Genomic DNA, 12,481 nt, shown 5'->3' on the forward strand with positions numbered 1-12,481 from the left:
GTCAATCTTCATTTAGAAACTTAACTATCTCCTCAACTACTTTCTTAGCATCGCCGAATAACATAAAAGTATTATCGCGATAAAATAGCGCATTTTTTATACCTGCATATCCTGATGCCATAGAGCGTTTAATAAACAAAATCGTACGTGCTTTTTCGACATCGAGTACCGGCATACCGTAAATTGGACTGTTCGGATCATTTTTAGCAGCAGGATTAGTTACGTCATTTGCCCCAATCACAAGCACTACGTCAGTGGTAGCGAAATCTCGATTAATTTCTTCAAGCTCAAGTACTTTCTCATAATCTATATTAGCTTCTGCAAGTAAAACATTCATATGCCCCGGCATTCTACCTGCTACCGGATGTACGGCAAAACGTACATTAATATCTGAACGTTCTAATATATCAACCATCTCTTTTATGATATGTTGAGACTGGGCTACTGCCATACCGTAACCGGGAACAATTATTACAGATGATGTATTAAGTAGTAAATGTGCCGCATCTTCAGGGCAGCTTGTTTTTGCTATTTTATCGTCGTCTATATCCTTGTTAATTCCAGTAGGTGCAGGCAAAAACGCCCCAAAAATAACCTTAATTAATGAGCGATTCATCGCTTTGCACATTATGTAGCTAAGTATAGCTCCGCTACTACCGACTAATGCTCCAGTAATAATAAGTAGGCTATTGCTAAGCGTAAAGCCTATACCTGCTGCCGCAAAACCTGAATAAGAATTTAGCATTGAGACTATAACAGGCATATCTGCACCGCCTACCGGTATTATTAGTAATACTCCGATTAACAGTGATAAAAAGACTATTAGATTAAATAAAAATATATTCTCTGAACGAATAAACGATATTACTAGAATAACCAATATTATTGCCGTTAATAAGCATATATATTGCTGACCGTAGAATTTTAACGGGCTACTTTTCATTAAGCCTTGTAGTTTTAGAAAAGCTATAATCGAACCGCTAAAAGTTAAAGCACCGATAGAGACGCCTACTGATATTTCTATTAATGCATTAATCGGTAAACTTCCTGCTATTCCTATAGAAAAATTTTCAGGAGCAAGTACTGTAGCATAAGCTACAAATACCGCAGCAAGACCGACAAAAGAGTGAAATCCCGCTACTAATTGAGGCATTGCCGTCATGGAGATTTTAAGTGCGATAATCCCGCCGATTACAGCACCTAATAATATGGTTGCTATAATGGGTAATTTATGAGTAAAATCTGGTAGGAAAAAAGTAACGACGATTGCTATCGCCATCCCCAAAATACCTATGGTACTGCCTAAACGTGCTTGTTTCTGTGAGGATAAGAATTTGAGTGATAGAATAAAGCAAACAGCCGCAACTAAGTATAATAACTGGATAATCTGTAGGGACATAGGTGAATGTATGTTTATATTATTAGCTATTTAGTGTCATCCCGCGGCTTGACCGCGGTATCCAAAAAAATAAAAAAAACTGGATCCCGCGATCAAGTCGCGGGATGACAAATACGCTTCAAGAACCATGCAACAAGGCTAAAAAGTAAATCCTATACCTATAGAAACTATTAAAGGATTAAGTTTAACTTTAGAGGTCACGGTTTTATTACCTACTAAATTCGGTTTATACTCAAGTTTAGGATTTAAGAAAAATTGTCTTACGTCAATATTGATTAAAGTATCATCTTTAGCATAAAAATCTACACCTATTTGTCCTACGGCACCGTGTCCGTTTCTAATTTTAAGACCGGTAGCTTGCGTAAGCATATAAGAACCATGATAACCTATACCTATATATGGTCTTATTCCACCGTAAGGAGCTATATGAAATTGTCCGGTAACTGTTGCAGGAATCATATAAATAGGTTTGTTTTTTCCTAGTTTGACATTATCAACGCCATAATTATGAGCAACGGCTGCAAGGGATGTATATTTAGTGCGTAAAACATTAAAGCCAAGTGATAATTCAGTAGCTAAATAATTATTAAAGAATATAGTAGTGGACGCATCACCTCCATAACCGTTTTTTGCAACTTCTCCTACTGAAACAGGTTGAGGAGAGGTAGAAGTAGGTAATCCTTTTTGCTTAGCACTTAAAACAACACCTCCTAGACGCATCTTGAAAACTAAACTGCCTTCGTTTTCGTAATACGGTGTACTATCATAGTCAGGAGCAGAGTCTACATCATCATACATGCTTTTAGCAAAACTATTAATACTTATGCTGGATATAAACAAAATTATCCCTAATTTTTTCACTATTCTTAACATATAATTATAACCTTTACTTGCTTAAAATTGATTACCGTATTATTATATAAAATTTTTGTTTATATATTTATACCATTGTCATAAAAGATAGAATTCTTTTATGCTAAAAGTCAAGACATTTAAGTAAAATTATAGAAATTATTGGAGCATATTAATGAATGATGCATTAAAAACATATTTAACCGGTATAGGTTGGTTTTTACTTAGTTTAGTAAGTAGTAGTGCCAATGATGTAATGTCTAAATATCTTGGGACTCGTTTACATAGCTTTGAAGTAGCTTTTTTCCGCTTCTTTTTCAGTAGCATAGTTTTACTACCTTTTGTTGTTTATTATGGTAAAAATACTTTAAAAACAAGTCGTCCTTTTGTACATATATTAAGAGGGTTATTATTATTTTTCGGTATGACTTCTTGGACTTACGGTCTTACCATAGCTCCTGTTACTACTGCAACAGTCGTAAGTTTTTCTATTCCTTTATTTACTTTAATACTTGCCGTATTTTTTCTGAACGAAAATATTATTTGGCCAAGATGGGTAGTTACCGTAGTAGGATTTATAGGACTTGTTGTTACGCTTAAACCGCATACCGAGGATTTTAACCCAGAAATTTTGTATTTTGTATTAGCGGCTATTTCATTTGCTATGCTTGATATTATTAATAAAAAATTCGTAATAAAAGAATCGATGATTAGCATGTTATTTTATTCGGCAATAGTAACTGCTATAGTGTCGTTACCTGTAGCATCGCAGTATTGGCTAACTCCTAGTAGTTTTGAATTAGCTTTATTGTTTGTACTCGGTAGTAGCGGAAGCTTAATATTATTCTTCCTGCTTAAAGCTTTTTCCATGGTAGATGCAACCGCTACCGCTCCTTATAGATATTTAGAGCTGGTGATTTCGGCAATAGCAGCATATTTCATATTTAACGAATTTCCCGATAAAAGCACACTTCATGGAGCAGTAATAATAATTCCTACCACCTTATTTATAATATATTCCGAAAAAAAAGCTATGAATAGAAAACATGAATCGCAGTAAACTAGTATTTTCAAGCGGTATCGCTAACACTTTTGAATGGTATGATTATGTATTATTCGGTTATTTTGCACCCATAATAGGAACAAAATTTTTTCCAAATGAGGATGCTAATACTTCTTTACTGCAAGCTTTTTTAGTATTTGCTATAGGTTATTTGGCAAGACCGTTGGGTGGCATATTTTTTGGTGTTATCGGTGATAGATTTGGACGCAAAGTAGCCTTAACTAGTGCGTTATTTTGCATGTCTGTCCCAACCGTGTTAATAGGAATATTACCAACTTACCATACTATCGGTATAACTGCGACTATATTAATGATTTGTGTACGAATTCTACAAGGATTATCAATGGGAGGAGCTTTGACCGGCTCTATTTCCTTTGTTATTGAGCATACTAGCCATAAACACCAAGGCTTCACCGGTAGTATTTCAATGTCTAGTATATGCTCCGGTTTATTGCTTGGTTCTTTTGTTTCTTATATCGTTAAGAATATCCTAACAGCTTCACAATTTGATAGTTTTGGCTGGAGAATACCTTTTTTACTTGGTTTTTTTATTCTTTTTGCAGCATTTTATATTAAAAAAAATACACACGAAACACCGAATTTTAAAAATCTAAGAGAACAGAAAAAGATTTTACAATCACCGTTAAAAAAAGTCATTACCAATTATTGGTTTGATATATTAATCTCGATTTTTATCAATGCTCCCGGTTCGATAATATTCTATCTAACTACAATTTACTTGGTATCGTTTTTAAAAATCAGCCGCAACTTTACTGAAAATGAGGTAAATAGCCTTGCTAGTGTGTGTTACGTGATTATGATAGTCGTAACTTTATTAAGCGGTTATCTATCCGATATTATAGGTCGCAGGAAAATTTTTGTAATTAATCTGATAATAATTATTGTAACAACATCGTTTTTACTTAATAATTTTGAGAATGGGGCTTTCACAAGTGTAATTATCTCACAATTGATACTTGCTATACTTGCTGCTAGCTATATCGGTCCTGAACCGGCATTACAAGCAGAATTGTATCCTACAAATATACGTAACACTGCTCTCTCTATTTCATATAACACTGCTACAAGTATTTTTGGTGGTACTACGCCTCTTGTCTTTGAATATTTAGTACACAAAACAGGGCATGTAACCTCAGCAGTTTATTATGTCATATTAAGCTGTATTTTTGCATTGATTGCCTTATCTTTCTACAAAAATAGAAGTTTAGATAAAATATGAAAAAAATTACAAAACCTGCAAACCTAGTTGAATTTAATAACAAAATTGTAGTCTTTAAACCTAAGAGTTATTACTATGGCGATGCTTGTGAACATAAAATAACTGAAAAGGGATTAGTCTTTGCCAGTATCTCTGAGGATAACATCAATCATTCCAGAACTTTTAAAGAAGTAACTAGTGACTAAGCAATTTCAAGGATAGATCTAGACTTATTCGGTACATGTCATAGAGTTACTACGAGTGTAACGGCTGACCTTCTACAACAAGAAGAAAACGGTTGTTTGGACATGAGGCTTGTTACTGCAGAAGAGATACCCAAATTACACAAGTTAGTACAAGATAATAAAATGATATTACCATGCCAAACCAAAGAAAAAACACTAAAGATTTTAAGTGATTATTTACAGAAAGAATTTGGGATGCATGCTAATGAAACTACAGTAGCATTTTATGATGGGGTACATATAAGTGGCGCGAATGAAGAGCTAGCATAAGAGCTTTTTTGTAAATAGTAAACGAATTTCCAAAATTTTTCTTGATTTAATAACAAATATGTGGCAAAAAGGGTTTGAAATAATCTTGCTACTATAGCTCAGGGGTAGAGCACTTCATTGGTAATGAAGAGGTCGGGGGTTCAATTCCCCCTAGTAGCACCACCACACATCCTAAGCTTTGTGAGTTTTTAACCTTTCTTGAAAAACTCATATGCTGATTTTAGTCTAGTGTCTGTCAGATACTATTATAGTATTATGTTTATTTTATAAAGCTAAGTTGCAAATAATATAAAACTAATGTATGATTTACATTTAAAATACGGGGTAACGATTATTTTATTATATGATAGACATTCTTCTCTTTGTACATATTACTATTGCAATATTGCTAATTATAGTTATTCTGATGCAGCGTAGCGGATCGGATGGAATTAGTAGTATAAGCGGCGGTAATAATATGGGAGTAGTCAGTGCTAAAACAGTCGGTAATTTTCTTACTAAAAGCACTATAATACTTACAACATTATTTTTAATAAATGCAATAGTACTTGCTAACCTTTCCTCAAAAAAGAAATCTGATTTAGTTTCTAAGATTAATGAAATTGAAGAAAATCAAACAGAAAATAGTTTACCTATAGCTAAGTAGTTACAGCTTTATCTTAGTAATATCTCTCATACTTGTCATTGTCTACCTTTGTTGGTATTGTCGCGTGGATCGGTAAAATCCACTGTGTCACCCCGTGGTCAAGCCACGGGGTGACAGATAAAAGTACTGGATTCCTGCTTTTGTGGGAGTGACATAACAGGATTCATGTAACAACACCTATAGATCAATGGTATGACATCAGAGAATTTAGTATAGTTTTCAGAACTCCCAATATATATTATTAGAGTACAGTAATATTTTTGCACCTAAAATAATTTTAGAAATGTCTATAGAATTTAATATAAAAGAAAAAATTTATATCATTTTATGTACGTTTTTTACAGTCCTTATTATAAGTAGGAAACTTAATATATCAAAAATTTGTTTACCTTAATATTTTTAATTTTTATATTCTTGAATTATCTATAGGAGCAATTTTTTACCCGTTAACTTTTTTATTAACGGATTTAATAGCTGAGTTTTACGGTAAAGAAAGAGCCAATTTTTGTGTAAAGCTTGCTATTATTTTTAATATAATAGTAATTTTAATAATAAGTCTCATGGATAAATTGGAAGCTAGTAATTGGTCTAATGTTGACAACATAACTTTTCATAAAGTCTTTGGTTCATACCATATATCTTTTTTAGCATCAACTTTTGCCTGTTATATAGCTCAACTTGTTGATATTAATATCTATTTATGGATAAGAAATAATTTTAGTACGGCAATTTCTTTATTTATCGATACTTTTATTGTAATTGGGATTATGAGTTTATTTAATATTTTTCCTTTTGACCAATTAGGTCATCTTGTACTTAATAGCTATTCATTTAAACTATTTTTTACTATATTTAGTACTCCAGTATTCTAATGCAGGAGTTTGGTTAATAAGCTTATTCATTAAGAAAGGATAAGCTCTTAGGAAACGCTTATCCTGATTTAAATTTTCTATTGGTGATTTACAAATTGACTTTTAGTTTAATAAGTCCTTGATGGCTTTGATACTTTTTATGCGTATAATAATTATACTCAAGTAGAACATTTATATTTTTTCTACTCATAAGTATATTACTACCGATATTATATCCAAGCTTAGGTTGTTTTGGTATAATAATTTTTTCTTGTAATGTTTGTCCTTTAAAAGTCGCTTTTGCATTAACTTTTGTATTTTTATTATTGAAGTGATGCTCAATATTACCATACAAACTTGGTGTTAATACTATATTGTTTGTGGTCACTATAGGCTTAAACACTATTTTACCGCCAAGGCTACTTTCAAATGATTGATTTGATTTCTTTTGAATCATGAGATTTTCTATATCTACATTATACTCTTTATAATTGCTAGCTCTTGAATAATCATATTTAAAACCGATATTAGGAATAAAATATAAATCGTATTTTGTACGATATTTATAATTTAATAAAGTTTGAAAACTTAAATTATTGTTTTGATATTTTCCAATTATATTATTAATGCTTTTAGATCTATTCTTAATATAATTATGACCGTAAGATGTTATAGCCTGCAATGAGAAACCTTTAATTAGTTCTTTTAGACCGTAAATGCTTAAAAGATGACCGTTAACTGTTGTTTTCCCTAGTTTTTTATTATATTTAATTAGGGATTCCAAACGGCTATAAGCTATTCCTATAACATCATGACTATTGATGAATTCAGCATCAGTCCCGATAGTTATGCCGGTTGTACAACTTTGATATTTTGGAATGTTCTTCCAAGTTTCTTGTGTGTTGATGCCGTATAAGCCGCTAATCCATACCCCTCTGTTTATACTAGCTTCTTCATCACCGGCCCCTATTGCAGCAACCTTTAATCTATCACTTAAAATATTATAGTGAACAGGTTTGTGAAGAGTTGAAGTCGCCTTAACTAATATTGCTACTTTCCTACTAGTGTCATCAGATACCTGTTGTCTCTGTGTCGCCTCATCTTGTTCTGTAATTGCTTCAGTTTTGAATGACACATCGATAGCTTCATCTTTGCTTTCTAAAACTATATCTTTTTTTAATTCTTCGTCAGTGATGCTATTGCTTTCTTCTAATTCTTCTTCATCAGTTTCATACCCTTTATCGTCTTCATCACTAGATCTTAATGCTAGAAGTGATTTTTTGTCATCTGATTCATCAGTTTCATACCCTTTATCGTCTTCATCACTAGATCTTAATACTAGAAGTGATTTTTTGTCATCTGATTCATCAGTTTCATACCCTTTATCGTTTTCATCACTAGATCTTAATGCTAGAAGTGATTTTTTGTCATCTGATGATTTATCATTTTTGCTATCGTTAGAACAGAATAATCTCGGTGATAAAACGGTTTTGGAATCAGATTGCTCTGACTTTTTATTACTATCTTCAGGTTGTGTATCATCCTTTGTTGAGGATTCGTCATTTGTGGTTTCGTTTTTTTGTTGGAATAATCGTAATGTTTTCAGATCTAAACGTCCTATTGTCTCTTCATTGTTACTATTTTCTGATTGAATATCACTACCATATTTTTGTTCTAATTCAGTAGACTCTACTAGTAATTGTGCAACAAATAGAAACAATTCTTTATCTTTTGCTAATTCCAAAAGTTGAGAAGTATAAATATTACGTACTTCTTGTCCTATTTCAGTTCTAGGACCTATAAAATCAGAGTTAGCAGTATTAAATGCCTCTTTTACCGCTTCTTCTGGATATTTTGTCAATTGCTGTGTATAAATATTATGTATTTTTTGTTCTAGTTTAGTTCTAGGATCTATAAAATCAGAGTCAACGGAAGTAAACGCCTCCGTTAATTTTTTGCTAAGTATAATATCATCTTTAACATATTTAATAAATTCTTTATCTTTTGCTAATTCCAAAAGTTTAGAAGTATAAATATTATGTACTTCTTGCCCTATTTCAGTTCTAGGACCTATAAAGCTAGAGTGCATAGTGTCGGCTGCTTCTTGGATTTTTGCAAAATACTTATTATTTTGATGAGCTTTAGGTAATTTTTTTGAATGCTCAAATGCTACTGATTCCACTATAGCTTTTTTTAATAAATTGGCATCAGAGTATTTTGCTTTATGTCCTGCTGCTTTTTGTCCTGATAAAGCAAATTCTTTATATCTTACAGCTATATCAGAGCTAAAGTTATAAATTTTTGGAGTTGTTTTAAAAGTAGATGTATTTGCATTGGATTTAGTAATCCCTAAACTTTTTAGATAAGCTAATTCCAAATCTTGTGAATCAGACGGCAGTGGCGGTGGCGGTGGTGGCATGTTTCCGGTATGGATGTGTTTTTTAGCTTTTTCTTGCGAGCACTCGTGAAGAGCTTTTAATATTATAGGCATATTTAATTTTCTAGTAAGAATTCTTATTTGTTCATTACTCATGCCTGTAAATGAAGGCAAAGCTAATCTTAATTGATCTAAATTATTATTACCTGTTAGTTTGATAGTAGTAGCGTTTAAAAACTCTTGTAATAATTCGGGTTTTTTTTCCTTTACTATAGCAATAAACGCATGTTGAGGTAAATTTGCTGTAATTAATTCTTCAAATTTTATTGTGCTTAAAATAGCTGTTCTTAAATCATCAAGTTTAGCCTGTGCTTGATCAGAATTAATTGTTTTTCTTAAGTGTGTATCTTCTGTTATTAAAAAAGTAGCTTGTTGTGCTGTAGTTAATATATGAGGGTTGTTAATTAACTCTTCGACTCTATTACCAAATATATCTTGATCGAAGTATTGTGCATTAGTATAGGCAAATTCTAATTGTTCAAACGGATTTTGTTTGCTCTGTAACTCTCTAATCAATTCTGATTTATTGAATTCAAGTTTAATAGGTCTCTTTAATTCTCCAGATATTTTACATGACGATAATAAAATACGTTTTACTGCATCATCAGTGTCTTCATTGAAAAGATTTTTAATTATCTCTTCGCTTGTTGTTGTTTTCTTACCATTTACGGTTATATCTTGTATATATGGGTCTTGAACAAGAGTGTTAAAAGCTTCTTTAGCTTTTTCTGCGATTTCAGGGGTTGAAATGCTAAATAAATTTACAAGAGTTTTCGCGTCAGCTCCTTGGTTGGCGTATGATTCTGTTAATATTTGACGTATAACATTTGTAAGATCAGCTTGTCTTTTTATAAGCTGATCTTGTAAATCATAAGCTTTTTTACCTCCTGTCTCAGTTCTATATGCTGCATATAATTTGGCATAAGCTGTCTCTGGCGTGCTTCTGTCTGTGCTGGTGGTTGCACTAGGAGTTGTAGGTTGAAGTGGTACTTTTGGTTGAACAGTAGTATTGCGAGTAAACTGAATATATAATGAATGTATGTGAGGATATTCTGCTTGTAACTTATTTAAATCAAAATTGTTAGAGTTGCTACTAAAGTCTTGAGAATTTAAGGGAGGTGGTGGGGGTGGCATGCTTCCATTTAGTGGTAGAGGAGGCGGATTTGGAATACCCCCGTTTAGTGGTAGAGGAGGCGGATTTGGAATACCCCCGTTTAGCGGTAGAGGTGGTGGATTCGGAATGCCGCTTTGTGTTTGTTCTAAATTATTTGCATTATTACCTACTGCTAACCCTAAAATTTTATTGGTTTCATTGCTGAGTATGTTACTATCAGATAATATTACTTTAATTGCTGAATTTAATGTTTGTTTATTTAATGCTTTGGCTAGTTTAATCATATCGTCTTTAGTTAAACTATCTATTATTAGCCCTTTATTTTTTAGTTCTATATTTATTTCTTTTACTATTTCTGGTGTTAAAATATAGGTGCTTTTTACAATATGCGGCTGCATTTTGTTTTTTAACTCTAATTGCAGAGCTAAAAAGTTTTCTACTGAACTCTTATCTTTACTTGCTGCTAGTTTGATAAGATCTAATCGTGCCTTTTCTTCAAATTGACTATTAGATATATTTCGTGTTGCATAGTCTTGAATTCTTTCAGTAAATTTAGTTTTTTCTTCAGAAGAACTATTTTCTAATAATTTTTTTAAAATAGGTCTATTTTTAACGTCAATATTGGTATTGAAATCTAATTGTCCCGTATTATTGCTAAATAATACCCTTTGAATAGTATCATCATTAAAATCACTTAAGATAGTCGTTACTGCTTCTTGTTTATAACTACTATCTACTTCAAGATTTAATGCTGCTATAGGATTTGTTTTAATAAGATTTTTAAATTCTTCAATATTTTCTTCTTGTTGTATTATTCTATTTATATTGTGTTGAGACTGCGTTAAATTACCCTTATTTTTTTTATGATTAAAGTGAGTTTTAAAAGTACTTATAGGATCAAAAAAATATGGTTGTTTCTCTTTTCTACCCGTGAAAATCCCTGAAGATGTTCTTGAAACCCCTGAAGATGTTTCTGTATTATGTGTACCTTGATTTGACATATACCAATTGTGTTTGCTTCCGCTCTTTTTTTGAGAGTGTCCGGCAGACTGTTTAGTAGTAGTATCATTGTTGTTTAGCAACTGCTTTGCGTCTATTCCGGCTCTTATTTGGTGTATATAAGAATTTGCTTTTATGTCCTCTATCTTAAATTCATTCATTAATTCGTCAGCGTTAGGGATAATATTATTATCTATATAGTACGATTTTTTACCAAGCATCATCTGAGTTGCTATTGATGCGATATAGTTTGTTGCCTCATCTTTATCAGCACCAAATTTCTTCTCTAGCTCTTTTTCTGTAGGAATACTATTATCAGCTATATATTGTGGCTTTTCTTTGTCCATAACTTTAAGTCTTATTGACTTAATATAGTCGTCTCTATTATCACCACGAGATATACCAAACCTATTTTTTAACTCTTTTTTTGTAGGAATATGGCTATCGGCTATATATTGTCCCTTTGCGTTTTCCATAATTTCAGTTCTTATTGAAGCAACAAAAGATTCTGCATCATCTTTATTCATGTTAAGAGCAGTCCTTACTTCTTTCATTTCAGGGATAATATCATTATCAACATAATGTTTGTATTTAATATCTCTGTTTATTAAGCTGATATATAGCTCGATTACCGCTTTTTTGTCTTTTTCTGTACGACGTACCTTTTGATCGTTTTCTACATTATTGTCTATTTTGCTAGGGTCATAACTTATTCCAAGATTTGTTGCTGCTTCTATATATGTAGGAACTACACCTTGATTAATATATTCTTGTTTTTTTGTATCAAAATCCTGTTGTTTTATTCTTTCGATGTATAATAAAATTTTAGCTCTTGCTTGTCTTGCTTTATGTCTAGTTTTATCTACAAAACTTGATAAATCTGTTTCCTTATAATTTATTCCTAGATCATCTTGTGCTTGAGTAAAACTAGGAACTAAATCTGCTTCTTGCCATTTTTTGATTTTTTCATTTGGAGTCAAATTGTCCCAAATGTTTTGTTGTTGTTTTAAATTGTACTTTTCCCATGTCGGGGTTTTACTAACTAAATCTTTAAAGTTTGCCGCTCTAGCACTTGTACTTAAAAAGCTACTAGTCAACAAACATATTGACATGAAAAAAGTTAAAACATATTTTTTTGAGTAGGAATTTTGTAAATTCATTCAAACCTCGATTAGTTATTATTTTTTTAATATAAACGAGGCGAGTTATATAATATTTGTTAACTTATGTAAACTATTAATTACTAATATTTATTAACCAATGAATTTTTTAGCCAAAATATGTTTAATATATCACATACTAATGTATACTCCGAATTTTAAACTTTTTTCAAAAGGAGTATGTTAATAATACTTTTGAAAGAAATGTACTTCAGTTTTTGGTAAA

7 protein-coding genes, 1 tRNA gene and 1 pseudogene are annotated in these 12,481 nt (G+C 31.7%); 6 read left to right on the forward strand and 3 right to left on the reverse strand.

Annotated elements, in window-relative coordinates; translation table 11 throughout:
• Nucleotide 1 precedes the first annotated feature (1 nt).
• The gene (locus MCC_RS01045; RefSeq protein ID WP_014408165.1) at nt 2-1,399 is read right to left on the reverse strand and encodes an NAD(P)(+) transhydrogenase (Re/Si-specific) subunit beta; all 1,398 of its coding nucleotides are present in this window, start codon (nt 1,397-1,399) and stop codon (nt 2-4) included.
• Between the two features lie 138 nt (nt 1,400-1,537).
• A complete protein-coding gene (locus MCC_RS01050) occupies nt 1,538-2,272 on the reverse strand; it encodes an OmpW family outer membrane protein (protein WP_014408166.1) in 735 nt (244 codons plus the stop codon).
• A 154-nt stretch (nt 2,273-2,426) separates the two neighbouring features.
• Here MCC_RS01050 and MCC_RS01055 point away from each other — a divergent pair, with 154 nt between their 5' ends.
• The 6 genes and pseudogenes from MCC_RS01055 to MCC_RS01080 all read left to right on the forward strand — a co-directional run bounded on the left by MCC_RS01055 (nt 2,427) and on the right by MCC_RS01080 (nt 6,609).
• A complete protein-coding gene (locus tag MCC_RS01055; RefSeq protein WP_014408167.1) occupies nt 2,427-3,311 on the forward strand; it encodes a DMT family transporter in 885 nt (294 codons plus the stop codon).
• The gene (locus MCC_RS01060; protein WP_014408168.1) at nt 3,298-4,554 is read left to right on the forward strand and encodes an MFS transporter; all 1,257 of its coding nucleotides are present in this window, start codon (nt 3,298-3,300) and stop codon (nt 4,552-4,554) included. The genes MCC_RS01055 and MCC_RS01060 overlap by 14 nt, the downstream gene beginning before the upstream one ends.
• Before the next feature lie 281 nt (nt 4,555-4,835).
• A complete protein-coding gene (locus tag MCC_RS01065) occupies nt 4,836-5,048 on the forward strand; it encodes a hypothetical protein (RefSeq protein ID WP_041405392.1) in 213 nt (70 codons plus the stop codon).
• A gap of 87 nt (nt 5,049-5,135) precedes the next feature.
• A tRNA-Thr gene (locus tag MCC_RS01070) sits at nt 5,136-5,210 on the forward strand.
• A gap of 181 nt (nt 5,211-5,391) precedes the next feature.
• Entirely contained in the window at nt 5,392-5,694 is a 303-nt protein-coding gene (gene secG, locus MCC_RS01075; RefSeq protein ID WP_014364381.1) for a preprotein translocase subunit SecG, read from the forward strand.
• Between the two features lie 283 nt (nt 5,695-5,977).
• A pseudogene (locus MCC_RS01080) lies at nt 5,978-6,609 on the forward strand (queuosine precursor transporter).
• A gap of 45 nt (nt 6,610-6,654) precedes the next feature.
• On the opposite strand, the gene MCC_RS01085 reads toward MCC_RS01080, so the two are convergent.
• Nucleotides 6,655-12,255 (reverse strand): autotransporter outer membrane beta-barrel domain-containing protein, encoded by a 5,601-nt coding sequence (locus tag MCC_RS01085; RefSeq protein WP_081498398.1) that lies wholly within the window; start codon nt 12,253-12,255, stop codon nt 6,655-6,657.
• Nucleotides 12,256-12,481: the final 226 nt, after the last annotated feature.

The organism is Rickettsia rhipicephali str. 3-7-female6-CWPP (assembly GCF_000284075.1).
GTDB classification, from domain to species: domain Bacteria; phylum Pseudomonadota; class Alphaproteobacteria; order Rickettsiales; family Rickettsiaceae; genus Rickettsia; species Rickettsia rickettsii.